The 17,528-nt window shown below is 63.6% G+C and carries 20 protein-coding genes; 11 read left to right on the forward strand and 9 right to left on the reverse strand.

Going from position 1 to position 17,528, the window contains the following annotated elements; genetic code table 11:
* Positions 1 to 3 precede the first annotated feature (3 nt).
* The 6 genes from adeC (at position 4) to ACIPHM_RS14780 (ending at position 5,010) form a co-directional block, all read left to right on the forward strand.
* Positions 4 to 1,491, forward strand: a complete 1,488-nt coding sequence (adeC, locus tag ACIPHM_RS14755; RefSeq protein WP_400329308.1) for an AdeC/AdeK/OprM family multidrug efflux complex outer membrane factor — start codon at positions 4 to 6, stop codon at positions 1,489 to 1,491.
* Between the two features lie 366 nt (positions 1,492 to 1,857).
* Positions 1,858 to 2,115, forward strand: coding sequence for an acyl-CoA-binding protein (locus ACIPHM_RS14760; RefSeq protein ID WP_400329311.1), 258 nt, complete (start codon positions 1,858 to 1,860; stop codon positions 2,113 to 2,115).
* Positions 2,116 to 2,398: 283 nt separating this feature from the next.
* Complete coding sequence (locus ACIPHM_RS14765) at positions 2,399 to 2,833, forward strand: hypothetical protein (protein ID WP_400329314.1); 435 nt, start codon at positions 2,399 to 2,401, stop codon at positions 2,831 to 2,833.
* Between the two features lie 83 nt (positions 2,834 to 2,916).
* Positions 2,917 to 3,822 (forward strand): PilW family protein, encoded by a 906-nt coding sequence (locus ACIPHM_RS14770; RefSeq protein WP_400329316.1) that lies wholly within the window; start codon positions 2,917 to 2,919, stop codon positions 3,820 to 3,822.
* On the forward strand, positions 3,801 to 4,445 hold the full coding sequence (locus tag ACIPHM_RS14775; RefSeq protein WP_400329319.1) for a hypothetical protein: 645 nt from the start codon (positions 3,801 to 3,803) through the stop codon (positions 4,443 to 4,445). Before ACIPHM_RS14770 ends, ACIPHM_RS14775 begins: the two co-directional genes overlap by 22 nt.
* 67 nt (positions 4,446 to 4,512) lie before the next feature.
* Positions 4,513 to 5,010, forward strand: coding sequence for a GspH/FimT family pseudopilin (locus ACIPHM_RS14780; protein ID WP_400329322.1), 498 nt, complete (start codon positions 4,513 to 4,515; stop codon positions 5,008 to 5,010).
* 27 nt (positions 5,011 to 5,037) lie between these two features.
* Here the strand turns inward: ACIPHM_RS14780 and ACIPHM_RS14785 are convergent, their stop codons facing one another.
* From ACIPHM_RS14785 to ACIPHM_RS14795, 3 genes are all read right to left on the reverse strand, one after another.
* Positions 5,038 to 5,565 (reverse strand): hypothetical protein, encoded by a 528-nt coding sequence (locus ACIPHM_RS14785; RefSeq protein ID WP_400329325.1) that lies wholly within the window; start codon positions 5,563 to 5,565, stop codon positions 5,038 to 5,040.
* Positions 5,566 to 5,578: 13 nt separating this feature from the next.
* Entirely contained in the window at positions 5,579 to 5,962 is a 384-nt protein-coding gene (locus ACIPHM_RS14790) for a phage holin family protein (RefSeq protein ID WP_400329327.1), read from the reverse strand.
* 95 nt (positions 5,963 to 6,057) lie between these two features.
* Complete coding sequence (locus tag ACIPHM_RS14795; RefSeq protein WP_044456631.1) at positions 6,058 to 6,366, reverse strand: YqjD family protein; 309 nt, start codon at positions 6,364 to 6,366, stop codon at positions 6,058 to 6,060.
* 213 nt (positions 6,367 to 6,579) lie between these two features.
* On the opposite strand from ACIPHM_RS14795, the gene ACIPHM_RS14800 reads away from it, so the two are divergent.
* Positions 6,580 to 7,218 carry a peroxiredoxin gene (locus ACIPHM_RS14800; protein WP_400329330.1) on the forward strand — a complete coding sequence of 213 codons (639 nt, stop codon included), beginning with the start codon at positions 6,580 to 6,582 and terminating at the stop codon, positions 7,216 to 7,218.
* Positions 7,219 to 7,482: 264 nt separating this feature from the next.
* Here the strand turns inward: ACIPHM_RS14800 and ACIPHM_RS14805 are convergent, their stop codons facing one another.
* A complete protein-coding gene (locus tag ACIPHM_RS14805) occupies positions 7,483 to 8,676 on the reverse strand; it encodes an acyl-CoA dehydrogenase (RefSeq protein ID WP_400329332.1) in 1,194 nt (397 codons plus the stop codon).
* 98 nt (positions 8,677 to 8,774) lie between these two features.
* Between ACIPHM_RS14805 and ACIPHM_RS14810 the strand changes: the two genes are divergently transcribed.
* A complete protein-coding gene (locus ACIPHM_RS14810; RefSeq protein WP_400329334.1) occupies positions 8,775 to 9,623 on the forward strand; it encodes an IclR family transcriptional regulator in 849 nt (282 codons plus the stop codon).
* A 291-nt stretch (positions 9,624 to 9,914) separates the two neighbouring features.
* Here ACIPHM_RS14810 and kynA read toward each other — a convergent pair whose 3' ends face one another.
* From kynA to ACIPHM_RS14835, 5 genes are all read right to left on the reverse strand, one after another.
* Complete coding sequence (gene kynA, locus ACIPHM_RS14815) at positions 9,915 to 10,898, reverse strand: tryptophan 2,3-dioxygenase (protein ID WP_400329336.1); 984 nt, start codon at positions 10,896 to 10,898, stop codon at positions 9,915 to 9,917.
* An 18-nt stretch (positions 10,899 to 10,916) separates the two neighbouring features.
* On the reverse strand, positions 10,917 to 12,170 hold the full coding sequence (kynU, locus tag ACIPHM_RS14820) for a kynureninase (RefSeq protein ID WP_400329338.1): 1,254 nt from the start codon (positions 12,168 to 12,170) through the stop codon (positions 10,917 to 10,919).
* 86 nt (positions 12,171 to 12,256) lie between these two features.
* Positions 12,257 to 12,949 (reverse strand): arylformamidase, encoded by a 693-nt coding sequence (gene kynB, locus ACIPHM_RS14825; protein ID WP_400329341.1) that lies wholly within the window; start codon positions 12,947 to 12,949, stop codon positions 12,257 to 12,259.
* 318 nt (positions 12,950 to 13,267) lie between these two features.
* Entirely contained in the window at positions 13,268 to 13,714 is a 447-nt protein-coding gene (locus ACIPHM_RS14830; protein ID WP_400329343.1) for a MarR family winged helix-turn-helix transcriptional regulator, read from the reverse strand.
* An 8-nt stretch (positions 13,715 to 13,722) separates the two neighbouring features.
* Entirely contained in the window at positions 13,723 to 14,241 is a 519-nt protein-coding gene (locus ACIPHM_RS14835; RefSeq protein WP_400329346.1) for a flavin reductase family protein, read from the reverse strand.
* A gap of 145 nt (positions 14,242 to 14,386) precedes the next feature.
* Between ACIPHM_RS14835 and ACIPHM_RS14840 the strand changes: the two genes are divergently transcribed.
* From ACIPHM_RS14840 to ACIPHM_RS14850, 3 genes are read left to right on the forward strand one after another with little or no spacing between them, the layout of a single operon-like run.
* A complete protein-coding gene (locus tag ACIPHM_RS14840; protein WP_400329349.1) occupies positions 14,387 to 15,436 on the forward strand; it encodes a peptidase M29 in 1,050 nt (349 codons plus the stop codon).
* On the forward strand, positions 15,433 to 16,254 hold the full coding sequence (locus ACIPHM_RS14845) for an alpha/beta fold hydrolase (RefSeq protein ID WP_400329352.1): 822 nt from the start codon (positions 15,433 to 15,435) through the stop codon (positions 16,252 to 16,254). The genes ACIPHM_RS14840 and ACIPHM_RS14845 overlap by 4 nt, the downstream gene beginning before the upstream one ends.
* 19 nt (positions 16,255 to 16,273) lie before the next feature.
* Entirely contained in the window at positions 16,274 to 17,518 is a 1,245-nt protein-coding gene (locus ACIPHM_RS14850; protein WP_400329355.1) for an acyl-CoA dehydrogenase family protein, read from the forward strand.
* Positions 17,519 to 17,528 lie beyond the last annotated feature (10 nt).

Raw genomic sequence — 17,528 nt, forward strand, 5'->3', positions numbered from 1 at the left:
CCTATGAAGCAAAAAGCATTGCCGATTGCCTTGGCGGCAGCGTTACTGGCAGGCTGTACCCTCGCGCCGCACTATGAGCGGCCCGAGGCGCCGGTTGCCAGTTCGTTCCCCACGGGCCCGGCTTACAAGACGCCGGGGACGGCGAACCAAAACGGCACCAATGACAGCAATGTCGTGGCGGCCGATCTGGGCTGGCGAGACTTCTTCGCCGATCCCCGTCTGCAAAAGCTCATCGAGATCGCGCTGGAGAACAACCGCGATCTGCGTGTCTCGATGCTCAACATCGAAGCCGCACGTGCGCAATACCAGATCCAGCGCTCGGCGCTGCTGCCCTCGGTTGGGGCAGCGGGGCAGGCATCGATCCAGCGCGCGCCGGCCGATCTCTCGACGACCGGACGTGCGGGGATCAGCCGCAGCTATCAGGTCGGCGTGGGTTTCACGTCGTACGAACTCGATCTGTTCGGTCGTATCCAGAGCCTGAAGGATCAGGCGTTGGAGACGTATCTGGCGAGCGAGGACACGGCCAAGTCGGCGCATATCACGCTGGTCTCGGAAGTGGCGACGGCGTACCTCACGTTGCTGGCCGACCAGGAGTTGCTCAAGCTCACGTCGGACACGCTCAAGAGCCAGCAATCGTCGTATGACCTGACCAAGCGCAGCTTCGACGTGGGGGCGGCCTCCGGGCTGGACCTGCGTCAGGCGCAAACGCCGGTCGACACGGCGCGGGCGAACTTCGCGCAGTACACGCGTCAGGTGGCGCAGGACGAGAACGCGCTCGCGCTGCTCATCGGCCAGCCGCTGCCGGCCGATCTGCCGCCGGGACGTCCGCTCGACGGACAGGGCCTGCTGGCCGATCTGCCGTCGGGGCTGCCGTCCGATCTGCTGCTGCGCCGCCCGGACGTGACCGCCGCCGAGCACACGCTCAAGGGTGCCAACGCCAACATCGGTGCGGCACGTGCAGCGTTCTTCCCGTCGATTTCGTTGACGGCGAATGCGGGCACGGCCAGCGCGTCGCTGAGCAATTTGTTCAAGGGCGGGCAGGGCGCATGGTCGTTCGCACCGACCATCACGCTGCCGATCTTCGCGGGCGGGCAGAACATCGCCAACCTCGACTTGGCCAAGGTGCAAAAGCGGATCGAAATCGCCAACTACGAGAAGGCGATTCAGACGGCGTTCCGCGAAGTGTCCGACGGCCTGGCCGCACGCGGCACGCTCGACGATCAGATCTCGGCGCAGGAGTCGCTCGTGAAGGCGAGCGACGAGAGCTACAAGCTCTCGGATCTGCGCTATCGCAATGGCGTGGACAGCTACCTGAACGCACTGGTCTCGCAGCGCTCGCTGTACGCGGCGCAGCAGACACTGATTGCAACGCGTCTCGCGCGCTGGACCAACCTCGTCACGCTCTACAAGGCGCTCGGCGGCGGTTGGGAAGAGCGCAGTGCGCCGGCGAATGCCGGGACCGCGTCGGCGCCTGCTGCGGCTGCGTCGTGATTGCGTCGAACGCAGCGGTCGTGCGGCGGGACGTGAGGGCGGCGTGATTTGTCCAAACGTCTTGCTTCGACGCAAGGCTTGAAAGTCAAAACGCCCGGCAATGCGCTGGGCGTTTTGCATTTTGGACGTTGGGTTTGCATTGTGTTCGCGCAGACCATCCGTCATGTTGCTTGAAAAAACGACTCAGTTCCCGAGAGGTTTAGACGCAGGGTTCTACGCTGGCCTCTACCTTGCGTAGGGCTTCGTCGCTATCCTTGAGCGCGTTGTATTCGCAACACCCCGAGCGTCGACGCGAGCGTTTCGCGACATGGCCGAGTTGCCGCACGGGTCATCGATAAGCTGACTGTTTTTCCAGGGAGAGACACCATGAGCGATCTTCAAGCACGCTTCGACGAGGCGGTAGCCCAATCCAAGACGCTGCCCGAACGCCCCGACAATCTGACGCTGCTGCGCATCTACGCGCTGTTCAAGCAAGGCACGGAAGGCGATGTTTCCGGTTCCCGCCCCGGTGCGATGGATTTCGTCGCACGCGCCAAATTCGACGCCTGGGAAATGCTCAAGGGCAAGTCGAAAGACGAAGTGCAAGCGGCCTATGTCGAACTCATCGACTCGCTCAAAGGGTGATGCCGATGTGCTGCACGCTGGCGCCGGATGCGTCTGGCGACGGCATAAAGTGACGGCGAAAGCGGTGGCAACGCGGCGCTGATTCGCGCGGGCACAACAAGCCAAAAGACGGTGACTTCGGTCGCCGTTTTTTTATGGGCGCGTTGATACCCGTCTCGCAATGCATTGCGTATGAGGAGTGAGGTGGCGCATGACGGGGTAGGTTTTGCGGTGTCGTCCGATTGGCGTGGTATTGGCGATGGGCGACGATGGCCTCGTCATCAACGAGACGAGGAGTTGCACCATGCAACAGGATCGACGACACCTGGTGCGCCGCACGGACCGCCGTACGTCGCGCGACACGTTGGCCAATCGCACACGCACCCCAACGCGGCACAGCGCTGACAAACCGATTCGCGATGCACAGCGAAGACGGGGGTTGGGGGCCTGGCGAGTGCCGCCGCGCGCATCCACTCGGCCATCCACGCAGCGGGGAGACGTGCCGACGTGTGAGCGACAAGTGCACGGCGCGCGTTGCCGACGATCGGTGCGCGGGGCGGCGCTGCTCGACGTCATGTTCACGCTGACGGCGCTCATGGCGGGGGCGCAGGGCTTCGCGCACTGGCAAGCGGTGGGTGGCATGACGTCGACCGAGCTGGCGGCGACTCCCAGGATAGTCTCGATGGCGATGCCATCGACCGATTCGGGCGATGCGCCACAGATTCGCCATCCCCGATGACGCGCCGATTGACGAGTCGACTAAAGAGCCGACTGACAAGCGCTCGGTTGCCGGGACACAGGCGCCGCGCGACAGGCTTCACGTTGCTGGAGTGGGTCATCGCCATGCCGCTGGCCTTGCTGATCGTGATGGCCGCTACGGCGATCTATCTCGAGGGCATTCGGTTGTGGCGTGTGCAGGCTGAGCGATACGACGTGAATGAGCGAGCGATCTTCGCGCTGACGCAACTGACGCGCGCCGTCGGCATGGCGGGCTACCGGAATTGGGATCCGTCGGAGGGGCCTATCCGGCGGCGCGGGGCGGAGGCGAAACGCGACTGGCCGTCGCTGCGCGCCAGTGCCGAGTGTGCCGGCCGGGTCGATACCTGTCCGAAGCGCGGCTGGCAGGGCAGCGCGTTGCTTGAGGTGCAGTTCCACGGCGCGGGTATCGGGGACGACAAACTGTATGGAAACGGTGCGGTACAGAACTGCGCCGGCGTGAGCGTTCGTGTGGCGGGCGAGGGCGAGAACCGTTATCTCAGCAATTTCTATGTCGACAAGGGGGAGGACGGTATACCGTCGCTATTTTGCCGCTATGGAGAGAGTGGGATTTCCTTCACCGACTTGCACCCTGGGCAAGTGTTGGTCATCGGGGTCGAGGCGATGTACATTCGCCTGGGAATTCGTGCTGGCGGGACGGGGCCATTGCGTTGGATGCCACCGGTCAAGAGCGCGCGGGGCAAACCCCCGAGTGCGCCGCTGGGCTCGGGTGGCTGGGAGCGCGTGACGGCGGTGGCGTTTTCGTTGGTGCTGCGCGGCGCACCGCGTCGCGGTGGCAAGCCGAAGGCTGTGCGCGTGGTCGAAGTCTTCGACGCGGCGTCCGGCGGTCGTGAGTACAAGCGATTGAACAATGCCGGGGACGTCCATCTGCACGTGTTCAACGCGGTGGCCTATCGCCGTAACGACGGCGGCGTTGGCGAGGAGGCGAAATGGTTGGGGTCTTCATCGTGATGTGGCTGGCCGCGCTGATGTCGCTTGCCGCGTCGGGTATGCAGCATCGTCAGTTGGCGACTCGTTTCATGGCGTACGCGAATGACCGCGTGGTGGCATTTGCGGCTGCGGACAGTGCCTTGCTGGTGGCGCGTGACAGGCTGACATATGGCGAGCAGGCAGCAGAGATTGCGACCGCAACCGAGTTCGAGGCAGGGCCGCACGGCGTGCTCGGCGCGAGCTATCGAGGGCACCGCTCGGAGGTTAACCGGGCGGCCGGATGGTTGAAGGTCGACTGGAATGGCAACACGGCCGTGATGACGGCCGATAAGGCGCGCTACTTCATCGAGCGGATTGCTTTCTCCGGATACGTCCCCGACGCGGAAACGGCGAGAGAGGCGAGAGAGTCACCGTTGCGCCGGTACCGAGTCAGTGCGATGGGATGTGGCGAGTTGCCGGGCACGCGTGTGTTTCTGCAAGCGATCTATGAGGTTCGGCCGCTACGCGTGCAGCCAGCGGGTAGCGGCGTGGCGTCGACATCGTTCAAGACGCGGCAGTTGAACTGGCGCGAGGTGGTGGCTTGGCACGACAACACGACCGTGACCTTTGCGCCGGGAACGAACCGTGAGCGTTGCGATGCGTGATGACCGCCGGACGCCCGCTGTCGAGCGAGTGACACGAACACCGCGGGCGACACGTCCCGAAAGCGCCATGCGCGGCGTCACATTGCTCGAATGCCTTGTTGCGATGACAGTGCTGGCTATTGCGTTGATGGCGGTCGCGCCGTCGATAGACACCGTGCGGCATCGCGTGGCGGTAGACATCACGGCTCGCGCGTTTCTTGCCTCAATGCAGTCGGCACGGGCAGAAGCGTTGGGACGGCATCGGCGGATCGCCATCGCACCGCACGACGGCGTGCGTCTGAATAGCGGCTGGGTAACGTTCGTCGACGAGAATCGAAACAATCGCTTCGATGCCGGGGAGCAATTGCTGGGGCGTCACGCGCCGTTGCCGCAAGGCGTGAGCATCGAAGCGCGATGGGGCCTGCATGACACGGAGGGGCTCGCGTTCGCCGAGAGCGGCTTCATCCGAACGGACACGCGCAAATGGTTGTCGGGGACAGTGCGAATCGCGGGGCACGGGCGACGCATCTGCATCACCATCAACGCATACGGCCGTGCCCGCGTCGCAAAGCGCTGCGACGCGTAGGCGGGCATCAATACGTGAACGACCGCGTCACATCATCGGTGGCGTATCGCGATCGTTGCTTTTTGATGCGGATGAGGACGACGAGGGCGCGGCGGTGGCAGTGGCGTCACCCGTAGCGTCAGCTTGCGGCGCTGAGGGCTTCGTCGATTCCTGCCAGAGCTTGATGCCTTGCCATGCGAGCAGGCCGAGGCTGCCCCACTTGAGGCCACGTCGTACCACGCGTCCGACGGGCGTATGCGACAGGCCGGTGAGGGCGAGTGATGCGACCGAGCTGACCAGCGGATAGCGTTCGAGCAGGCCGCCGAGGCGCAGCCCCGAGTTGGCGATGCCACCCAGGCCGGAGAGCTTGGCAAAACCGCCGGGCAGCAGGTAACGAACCCAGCGGAAGTTGCGCAGGCGCTCGCGCGTGGCGTGCGACGCCTGAATCAGTTCGGCACGCTCGATGGCAATGCGCGTGAGCACGAGCTCCTTGCGAATGGCGAGGAGTTCGTGACGCGAGCGTCGCGACTGTCGCGGGCGGCGCGGACGTTGAGGGCGGTTCTGTTCCAGTGGCACGGGCAGGTCTCCTTCAGTCCGGACGCAATGCGTCGCGGTCCTTTTCGAACTCGGCCAGTGTGGCTTCGAACGGCATCGGCGCATCGCGCAGGATATTGCGCGCGCGAGCGGCACACCAGAGCGCGATCAGGAGATACACGATGAAGATGCCGGTCATGGCCTGGAGGCGATAGGTGTCCCAGAAAATCACGATCACCAGCGCGGTCAGCGACACGAGGGCGAGAACGCCGAAGAGCATCGCGGCGAGACCGAGGAAAGCCACGCCCATCAGGCGTTCCTTTTCCTCGGTCAGTTCAATGCCGATGAGTTCGATGCGCGACTGAACGATCTCGAGCAACGCGCCTGCGAGGCGCCGCAGCGAAGGCCGCGGCGGGGTCGTGCGGTCATTATCGGTCATGGGCTGGACTTGGGCGGCCTGCCCGACCCGTCGCGCCGGTCAGGCAGGCTCCGCCTTGGGCAGAGTAGCGAGGAAGTGACTTGCGTCGATGCAGCTTACTTGCGGTTGAGCAGCAGGCCGATCACCACGCCGATACCGGCGGCGATGCCCACTGCCTGCCACGGATGATCGTGCACGTAATCGTCGGTAGCGCGAGCGGCTTGCTTGCTCTTCTCAACGACGACGACTTGCACGTCGGAGGCTTTTTCCTTGGCTTGCTTGAGCAGTGCCAGGGCCTTGTCGCTCAGTTCGGAAGCGCGCTCACCGGTCGTGTTGGCAGCTTGCTTGAGCAGATCTTCCGCGTCGGCCAGTACGGATTTGATATCGGTCATGAACTTCTCCTTGTTGGTATGCACTTGCGACATAGTCGTTACCCGGTTCTGGGAGGAAATGCAGGGTATATAGTGGTGATATGGTTCTTATCGTACCGCTTTCAATGCGTCGTTGCCAGAAAACAACACCCGGTCGACGGCATATTTCGAATAATTATTTGCAACGAAGTTTTTATTCGTTCTTGCAAAGCTTAGCATCCTTTAGTCTTTACCCCACTGAGTTGAAGGTTCTCAAGGAGACCGTAAATGACATTGCGTCTGGGTGATATCGCCCCCGATTTCGAACAGGATTCGTCGGAAGGCAAAATCAAGTTCCATGAATTCCTCGGCGACAGCTGGGGCGTACTTTTCTCGCACCCCGCCGACTACACGCCGGTGTGCACGACAGAACTGGGTCTGACCGCAAAACTCAAGGGCGAGTTCGAAAAGCGCCACGTAAAAGCCATCGCGCTGTCGGTGGACGATGCCGAATCGCACAAGGGCTGGATCAAGGACATCAACGAAACGCAGAACGCCACGGTCAACTTCCCGATCCTGGCCGACGGCGATCGCAAGGTCTCGCAGCTCTATGACATGATCCACCCGAACGCCAGCGAAACCGTGACGGTGCGCTCGTTGTTTGTGATCGATCCGAAAAAGAAGGTGCGCCTGATCATCACGTACCCGGCGAGCACGGGCCGCAACTTCGACGAAATCCTGCGTGTCATCGACTCGCTGCAACTGACCGACAACTACTCGGTCGCCACGCCGGGTAACTGGAAAGATGGCGAAGACGTCGTGATCGTGCCGTCGCTCAAGGACGAAGCCGTCCTGAAGGAGAAATTCCCGAAGGGCTACAAGGCGGTGCGCCCGTACCTGCGTCTGACGCCGCAACCGAACAAGTAATTCGGTGGATGCCGTGAGGCATTGCGAAGGCCGAAGATAAAAAATGCCAGCTCGAATGAGCTGGCATTTTTGTTTGGTACGCGCCGTTGCCCGGGGGATTGACGTTTCCGCGACATGCGGCTTGAGAAACGACGCGTACCAGACAAATGTCCCGATGCGCCGAGCCGAGGACGTTTCAAGTGCCGCAGGCGTCACTGATACCCATCGGTGTGATGCCTGCGCCGCGTATCGACGCGGCCCGATTCAGCGCATCGCGTCGCGCGATCAGAAGAACGCCTGAATGCCCGTCTGTGCGCGGCCGAGGATCAGGGCGTGAATGTCATGCGTGCCTTCGTAAGTGTTGACCACTTCGAGGTTCACGAGATGACGGGCGATACCGAACTCGTCCGAGATGCCGTTGCCGCCGAGCATGTCACGCGCGAGTCGCGCAACGTCGAGCGCCTTGCCGCACGAGTTGCGCTTCATGATCGACGTGATCTCGACCGCGGCCGTGCCTTCGTCCTTCATGCGGCCCAGACGCAGGCAGCCTTGCAGGCCCAGCGTGATTTCCGTCTGCATGTCGGCGAGCTTCTTCTGAATCAGCTGGTTGGCAGCGAGCGGACGGCCAAACTGCTGACGGTCGAGCACATACTGACGTGCCATGTGCCAGCAGAATTCCGCGGCGCCCAGCGCGCCCCATGCGATGCCGTAGCGCGCCGAGTTCAGGCACGTGAACGGACCCTTCAGACCGGAAACGCCCGGCATCAAATTCTCTTCCGGCACAAACACCTGATCCATCACGATCTCGCCGGTGATCGACGCCCGCAGACCGACCTTGCCGTGAATCGCGGGTGCGGAAAGACCCTTCCAGCCCTTTTCTAGGATGAAGCCGCGAATCTTCTCGTCGCCATTCTCGTCGGCAAGTTTGCCCCAGACGACGAAAACGTCGGCGATCGGCGAGTTGGTGATCCACATCTTGCCGCCGCTCAGCTCATAGCCGCCGGCGACCTTCCTGGCGCGCGTGGTCATGCCGGCCGGGTCCGACCCGTGGTTCGGTTCGGTCAGGCCGAAGCAACCGATCCACTCGCCGCTCGCGAGCTTCGGCAAATACTTCTGCTTCTGCGCTTCGCTACCGAATTCGTAGATCGGCACCATCACCAGCGAGGACTGCACCGACATCATCGAGCGATAGCCCGAATCCACGCGCTCGACTTCGCGGGCGATCAGACCATAAGCCACGTAGTTCAGGCCGGGGCCGCCGTACTGCTCCGGAATCGTCGGGCCGAGCAGGCCGATCTCGCCCATCTCGCGAAAGATCGAGGCGTCCGTGCGCTCATGACGGAACGCTTCCAGCACGCGCGGTGCGAGCTTGTCGTTCGCATACGCGGCGGCGGCGTCGCGGATCATGCGCTCGTCCGTGGTGAGCTGCGCGTCGAGCAACAGCGGATCTTCCCAGTGAAACTGTGCATTGGCTGCCATGACTCATCTCCTCCGATCAACTTGACGAAAGTTCCGCAATGCGGAACAATGTTCTGAAATCGAAGTTAGTTTAACACTAAAGTTTTTCGGAGTGTGCGATGGTCGTGGTCAAAACGTCCCTGTCTGCCCCCGCCGGTGCACCGGCGCATGGCGTGCCGCCGTCGCACGACGAGCGCAAGTTCGTCACGGCGCTCGCGCGTGGTCTGGAGTTGTTGCGCGCCTTCGGGCCCGACGACACCCTGCTCGGCAACCGCGATTTCGCGGCGCGCACGGGATTGCCGAAGGCGACCGTCAGCCGTCTGGCGTACACGCTCACCGAACTCGGCTATCTGCGTTACGACGCCGAGCTGGGCAAATATGCGTTGGATGCGGGCGTGTTGGCCCTCGGTTACGCCTTCCTGAACGGCACCGACATGTTGACGCTGGCGCGTCCGCACATGCGGGCGCTGGCCAGGGAGATGGGATGCTCGATCTCGCTCGGTTGCCGCGAGGGCCTCGACATGATGTACCTCGAGACGATTCGGAGCGACTCTGCACATCTCACGCTCGGATTAACGGCGGGCTCACGTCTGTCGATGCTGACGAGCTCGATGGGGCGCGTCTATCTCGCGGCCATGACGCCGACCGAGCGCGAGACCTTGATGTCCGATCTGCACGATGTGTACGACGCGAATCCGGCGGCCTATCGCCATGTCGGATGGGAGGCGTTGCAGTCGAGCGTCGACAAAGGGGTCGAGTCTTTCAAGCGAGAAGGGTGCTGCTACTCGTTTCGCGAGTGGCACGAAGGCGTGCACGCGGTCGCCGTGCCGCTGCGAGACGTCCGGCAGAATCGGTGGCTGGCGATCAGTTGCAGCGGGCCGTCGTCTTCGATTCCGGATTCAGTGTTTCGCGACGACATCGGGCCCCGGTTGAAACAGTTGGCCGCGCGGCTCAGCGGACAAGCTTAAGCGGTCCGTGGTCAATCGGGTTGGGTGTCGCCCGCGGCGCTCCACTACCTTTTAAGTCGCACCGCGGGCGACACCCAACCCGATTCGCAACCGTTGCCGATGCGACGCACCCATCGCAGCGCAAGCGCTGGGGTAACAGGACATTCGATGGCGGTGATTGTCCGTCCCCTGGCGTAGCGACTTAACAAGCATTGGAGCGGAGTCAGGGGACGGGCAAGCGCCGCTGCCCCGGGCAAAGGTCAAGGGCGAGAGCGCCATCTATGCGACGGTTTTAGCCAAAAACCAAAAACATCACAGCAACGTCCGCACGTGCCACAACTCGGGGAACAGCACGACGTCGAGCATCTTGCGCAAGTACGGCGCGCCGTTGGTTCCGCCGGTGCCTTGTTTGAAGCCGATGATGCGCTCGACGGTCGTCACGTGACGGAAGCGCCATTGCCGGAAAGCGTCTTCGAGATCGACCAGTTCTTCGGCCATCTCGTAGAGCTCCCAATGCTGCGACGGGTTGCGATACACCTCTAGCCAGGCAGCCTCGACGGTCGTGTCGTGCGGCGTCGGTTGGGTCCAGTCACGCGCCAGTCGCCCCGGCGCAATCTCGAAGCCGCGACGCGCGAGCAGCCGCACCACTTCGTCGTAGAACGACGGCGCATTGAGCGCAGCTTCCACCTGCTGGAACAGATCGGGACGATGCGAATGCGGCGCCAGCATTGCCGCATTCTTGTTGCCCAGCATGAACTCCAGAATGCGGTACTGGTAGGACTGAAAGCCGGACGAACTGCCCAGCGACGGACGCATCGACGAATACTCCGACGGCGTCATCGTCGCGAGCACGCTCCACGCCTGCACGAGTTGCTCGAGAATGCGCGACACGCGCGCGAGCATCTTGAACGCGGGCGGTAGTTGGTCGTTGTGAACGGCCGTGCGCGCCGCTTGCAGTTCGTACAGCGCGAGTTTCATCCACAACTCGCTCGTCTGATGCTGAATGATGAACAGCATCTCGTTATGGTCGGTCGAGCGCGGATGCTGCGCATTGAGAATGGGATCGAGCGACAGGTAGTCGCCGTAGCTCATGCTCTTGGAGAAGTCGAGTTGCGCGTCGTGCCATTGCGTGGCGTTGCCTGACGCATTGGCCGGTGGCGTCGCTGCGCCGGCCGGTGAGCTCTGCTGTGCCGGGGCGTCGGCGCTCCGATGCCCGAACGGGCACCCGCCCTGCGCGGGCGTGGCTTCGGACGATGCGTGTTGATCGTTAGCGGGGGTGGGGGGCGTCTTGTTCATACGGTGACGGTTCCTCGCTCAGGTCACTGCGCCGCGGCGATGGAATTCGGGCTTGTCCCACGATCCCGTGGCCAGCACGTCGCGCAGAATTTCGACGGAATCCCACACGTCGGCAAAGCTCGTGTACAGCGGCGTCATGCCGAAGCGCATGATGCGCGGCTCGCGATAGTCACCGATGACATTGCGCGCAATCAATGCCTGAATGACCGCAAACCCTTCCGGATGCTCGAAGCTCACCTGCGATCCGCGCGACGCATGATCGCGCGGTGTCACCAGCGTGAGCGGGAATTCGGCGCAACGCGTTTCCACCAACTTGATAAACAGATCGGTCAGCGCGAGCGACTTGCGGCGCAGGGCGTCCATCGACGTCTGCGCAAAGATGTCCAGACCGCACTGCACGAGCGACAGCGAAACAATCGGCTGGGTGCCGCACAAGTAGCGTCCGATGCCATCGTCCGGCGTGTATTCCGGCGTCATCGCGAACGGCGTGCGGTGTCCCCACCAGCCCGAGAGCGGCTGCCAGAAGATGTCCTGGTGCTTTTTGTTGACCCACACGAAAGCGGGCGAGCCCGGGCCGCCGTTCAGGTATTTGTACGTGCAACCCACGGCGTAGTCCGCATGGGCGCCATTCAGGTCGACGGGCACCGCACCGGCGGAGTGGCACAGATCCCATACGGCCAACGCGCCGGCGGCGTGGATCTCGGCCGTGCGTGCGGCCATGTCGTACATGGCGCCCGTGCGGTAGTTCACGTGGGTGAGCAACACCACGGCGACGTCGTCACCCAGTGCGCCCGGCAGATCGTCGGGCGAGTCGATCAGACGCAGCGAGTAACCGTCGTCGAGCAGACGGGTCAGACCCTGCACGATGTACAGATCGGTCGGGAAGTTGCTGCGCTCGGAGACGACGACTTTGCGTTGCGGCGCGCGCGTACGCTGCGCGTCGAGCGCGGCGGCCATGACTTTGAACAGGTTGCTCGACGTGGTGTCAGTGACCACGACTTCGCCTTTGCCCGCACCAATGATCGGGGCCAGCGCGTCGCCCAGCGTGCGCGGCAACGCGAACCAGTCGGCTTCGTTCCAACTGCGAATGAGACCCTCGCCCCATTCCCGGGTAATCACGTCCTGTGCGCGCTTGGCCGCGGCAATCGGACGGGCGCCCAGCGAGTTGCCGTCGAGATAGATCACGCCCGGCGGCAGGTCGAACTGTGCGCGCAGCGGGGCAAGGGGATCGGCCGAGTCGAGGGCCAGACAATCGTTGCGAGAAGACGTCATGGTTTGCGATATATGCGTGAAGGCAATCGGAAAAAGCGTAAAAAATCGAGAAAGGAATTCGTGTGAAGCGTCGTGACGTCAGCGTCTCAAAGCGAACGCAGCACGGCACGCACCGGACTCGCATCGAGCCGCATGAATTTGAGCGGCAACGCGATGAGTTCGTAATCGTTCGGCGCAATGGCATCGAGCACGAGCCCTTCGAGAATCGCCATGCGATGCGCGCGAATACGGTGGTGAGCGTCCATGGTCTTGCTCTGCTGCGGGTCGAGCGAGGGCGTGTCGATGCCGACCAGCTTCACGCCATGCGACGCCAACAGGTCGATGGTCTCGGGCGCAACCGCACAAAACTCGCTGTCCCAACGGGAGACGGGGGCCTGCGTGTAGGTGCGCAGGAGCACGCGCGGCGGAATGCGCTTGAGGTGCGGCTCGACCATTGCCGGCGTGACGACAGGCGACGCGCCAATGCAATGGATGACCCGGCACGGCCCCAGATACGTTTGAAGATCGACCTCGCCGATGCAAACACCCGCGTCGTCGTAGTGCCGCGGCGCATCGGCATGCGCGCCGGTGTGCGGCGAGAGCGTGATGCGTCCGACGTTGACTGGGCAGCCGGGGCCAATCTGCCAGACGGCTTCTTCGGCGAACGGCGTGTCGCCCGGCCATACGGGAGTGTCGGCGCTCAGTGGCGCGCTGATGTCCCACACGCGACGCTCGTGCGCGTTGGCAGTCCCAGCGGTGTCATTCGAAGAGGGCGACGCAGCAGCGTTCAAAGCGTTCATTCGCAAGCGCCAGGTGAGGGCGTTCTGTGAAGGGAGAAATCCCAGATAGTGTAGGAAATTCCTCGCCGCAGGTGCTTGCGTATTCGAACAGCCGACGACGTCAGATTGCAATCCGACGGGCCTTTCTGCCGTTTTCTCGGTGGATTATTTTAATTTTTGCGAAATTGATCGAATTCGATGCGAGTTCAACGCAATTCGATGACGCCTTGGTAACGGGGCCGAGGATGCTCGTCATGCTTGAGACGCCTGAGACGCCTGAGACGCCTGAGACGCCTGAGACGCCTGAGACGCCTGAGACGCCTGAGACGCCTGAGACGCCTAGCGGTGATGCGTCATCTGTTCGATGAGCTCGCGCAACGAGTCCTTGAGCTGTGCAGACTGCGTCTGACCGAAACGCGCCAGCACGCGCGCTTCATGACGTCGTGCACTCGCCAGCAAGGGCGTGACGCGAGCGACGCCCGCGTCGGTCAGGCGTACAAGCGACTGCCGCCGGTCGGTCGCGCTCTCACCGCGAACGACATCGCCCGCCGCTTCGAGCCGGTCGACGACTTTGGTGACGGTCGGTTGCTTGGCCAGCACGATGTCCGTCAACTGATTGATGGTGCGTGCCTGAGCGTCTGACAGGGTGGCGAGCACGCGCCATTCCAGCACACCGAGACCGGCAGCCGCGACTTCACGGTGGAATTCGTCCGACACGAGCGTGCTCGCGCGGGCGAGCAGGTACGCCAGATAGTCGTCGACGAACGGCGCACCGTCAGCGCTCATGACGCGCCTCAGCCCAGCGACTGCGGCTTGTGAAAGCCGCCAGCGTGGAAGATCAGCGGCATACGGTCCGACACTTGCGTGTGCACACCGCAACGCTCGACTTCGCCAACGAAGATGACGTGATCGCCTTCGTCGTAACGGCTGCGGTTGTGGCATTCGAACCAGGCCAGCGCGCCGTCGAGCACCGGCGTGCCCGAGGCCGACAACGTGTACGGCACGCCCGCAAAACGGTCGCCCTTCATCGTGGCGAAGCGCTTGCAGATGTCGAGCTGATCCGCGGCGAGTACATTCACCGCGTAGTGGGAGTTTTCACGGAAAACAGGCATGCTGCCCGCGCGCGTGGCGAGACTCCACAGAATAAGCGGCGGCGTGAGCGACACCGAGTTGAACGAGCTGGCAGTAATACCGATGAGCGAGCCGTCGTCGGCGCGCGTGGTGATCACGGTGACTCCGGTCGCAAATTGACCGAGCGCGTTGCGAAAAGCTGCGCTGTCGAAATCTGGCGCTGCGGCGCGTTTGGCGTTCACTTTCCCTGCACTCCCGTCCGGCTAATTTGATCGGGTTGATTTGTATGAATATTCATATACTATGGCACGAACAACAGATCGACAAGACGCGTGATGGCCGGAGAAGCCCCGGTGGGGCAAATGGGTCAGACGCTCAGGAGACGATATGCTGATCGAGCGAATCGAGCATAAGTGGATCGATGTATTTGCGCAGACTTTGCGGCGCTGCGACATACGACCCGGTGACGTGGTGGCGATTGTAGCTGAAACGCAATCCCGGCCTGTGAACGTGGAATTGGCGCAATTGGCCGCCGAGTCGCTCGGCGCAAGGCCATTCCGGCTGATCGTGCCGAGTCCGCGCGTGGGTGCGCCGGTGCCCGTGCGCTCCACGGGCGCGAGCGACGCGCTGGGCCAACTCGCTCCCGTCGTCGCCGCGCTCAAGACTGCGACGCTCGTCGTCGACTGCACCGTCGAAGGCCTGCTGCATGCCCCCGAATTGCCCGACATTCTGGGCGGCGGCGCCCGCGTGCTGATGGTCTCCAACGAACATCCCGAAATTCTGGAACGCTGCGCGACCGACCCGGCGCTCGAGCCCAAGGTGCGCGCCGCGATCAAGCGTTTGCGCAGTGCAGCAGAAATGCATGTCACGTCCGCTGCCGGGACCGATCTGCGCATCGGACTTCGCGACGCGCGCGTCGGAGGCGTTTGGGGCTGGTGCGCCAAGCCCGGTCAGGTAGCGCACTGGCCCGGCGGACTGGCGCTGGCGTTTCCCGCCGCACACAGCGTGAACGGTCAGCTCGTGCTCGCACCCGGCGACATCAATCTCACGTTCAAACAATATCTGCGCGACCGTATCGCGCTCACCGTCGAAGACGATTATGTCGTCGCCATCGACGGCGAGGGCGTGGACGTCGATCTCATGCGCGATTATTTCGCCGCGTGGGGCGATCGCGAGGCGTACGCCGTCTCGCACGTCGGCTTCGGCCTGAATCAGCGCGCCCGCTGGGATGCACTCGCCTGCTACGACAAGCGCGATTGCAACGGCACGGAGCAGCGCGCCTTCGCGGGCAACTTCCTCTATTCGACGGGCGCCAACGAAGTGGCCGGACGCCACACGCTGGGGCACTTCGATCTGCCGCTGCGCAAATGCACGATTGCACTCGACGGCGATGTCGTCGTGCGCGACGGCGCACTGCAAGGCGAGTTCGCCTCATGACGCAACAGGTGCCTGTCTGCCCGAGCTATCGCATGGCCGGCGATGGCCCGCTCACGCTCGTGCTGCTGCACGGCATTGGCGGCAATCGTCACGTCTGGCCGGCGCAGTTCGAGACGTTCGTCGCGGCCGGCCATCGCGTCGTCGCGTGGGACATGCCCGGTTACGGCGAGAGCGCCATGCCGGCCGCGCCGACCATGGCGGCGCTTGCCGATAGCCTGCGGGCCTTGCTCGATACGTTGGGTTCTTCCCCTTTGAGTCCGCAGCGCTTCGTGCTGGTCGGCCACAGCATGGGCGGCATGGTCGCGCAGGAGCTGATGGCGCGCGGCGAGCCGTTCACGCGCGATATTGCCGGCCTCGTGTTGTGCGGTACGTCGCCCGCTTTCGGCAAGCCGGACGGCGACTTTCAGCGCGAGTTCGTGCGTCAGCGCACGGCGCCGCTCGACGCCGGCAAGACGCTGCGAGAGATGGCTGAGGCGATTGTGCCGGGCATGCTCGGCGAGCCGGACGCCGCCACCCGGGAGCGGGCCCGCGCGCTGGCCGTCGAGGCGATGGGGGCGCTCACGCCCAACGCCTACCGCAGCGCGTTGCAGGCGCTCGTCGGCTTCGAGCAGCGTGCCGCGCTGGCGCGTCTGGTCGTGCCCGTGCTGCTGATCGCCGGCGAGCACGACGCCAACGCGCCGCCGAAGGTCATGGCACGCATGGCCGAATCCATTCCCGATGCCCGTTACGTTTGCCTGCCCGGTGCCGGGCATCTCATGAATCTGACGCACCCGGTGGCGTTCAACGCCGAGGTGCGCGCCTTCCTCGCAACACGCTAGAACACACCAGGAGACTACCGTGGCCTATCAGCCCCCCTCGATCGTCGGCGAGCATTACCCGCTCACGGACAAGCAACAGCGCCTGCTGACGCTGGCAGAGCAGGTAGGACGCGAGTCGCTCGCGCCGCGCGCCGCCCGCTGGGATCGCGAAGCGGCGTTCCCGTTCGAGAACTACGACGACATGCGCGCCGCAGGGCTGCTCAAGTTGTGCATTCCGGAAGACGACGGTGGACTGGGCGCGGACTTCGCCACGTACATGATGGTCTCCGCCGAACTCGGCCGCCACTGCGGCGCGACGGCGCTCACGTTCAACATGCACACGTGCTCGATGATGTGGACCGGCATTCTCGCGGACGATCTCGACATGACGCCCGAGCAGCGCGCCGAGCACGCGGGCTATCGCAAGCATCACTTCGCGCGCGTGATTCAGGACGGCGCGATCTACGCCCAACCGTTCTCCGAAGGCAGCGCGGCCGCCGCGGGCAAGGCGCCGTTCGGCACCACGGCCACGAAGGTCGAGGGCGGCTGGCGGATCAACGGCCGCAAGATCTTCGCGTCGCTCTCGGGGGCGGCCAACTATTACGGCGTGCTGTGTACGGAAGACAAACCCGAGCTGTCGATGAAGGACACGTTCTACATCGCCGTGCCGGGCGACGCCCCGGGCGTGACCGTCACCGGCGACTGGGACCCGCTGGGCATGCGCGGCACCGTCTCGCGCACGCTGCTCTTCAAGGACGTGTTCGTGCCCGACGCGCTGCAACTGATGCCGCGCGGCGTCTACTATCAGGCCGCAAGCCGCTGGCCGCACATGTTCATGACGCTGGCCCCGACATATATGGGGATTGCGCAGGCGGCGTACGACTTCACCGTGCGTTATCTGCGTGGCGAAGCCGAGGGTATGGGCGCCCCGGTCAAGCGCCGCATGTATCCGACCAAGCAGATCGCGGTGGCGCAAATGCACATCATGCTGGAGCAGACGCGTGCGCTGTTCTTGCGCGCGTTGCAGGACGGCCGGGCCGATCCGGGCAAGGAGGCGCGTCTGCGAGCCTACGCGGCGCAATACACGATCATGGAGAATGCCAACGAGTTGTGCCGTCTGGCGATTCGCACCTGCGGCGGGCAGTCGATGCTCAAGACGTTGCCGCTCGAGCGCATGTATCGCGATTCGCGTTGCGGCGCACTGATGCTGCCGTGGACGGCCGAGCTGTGCCTCGATCGTATCGGGCGCGAGGCGCTGTATGAGCCGGGCGAGCGCGACGAGTAATTGAACATGC

Origin of the sequence: Pandoraea sp. NPDC087047 (genome assembly GCF_044745225.1) — a bacterium.
In the GTDB taxonomy this organism is placed as follows: Bacteria; Pseudomonadota; Gammaproteobacteria; order Burkholderiales; family Burkholderiaceae; genus Pandoraea.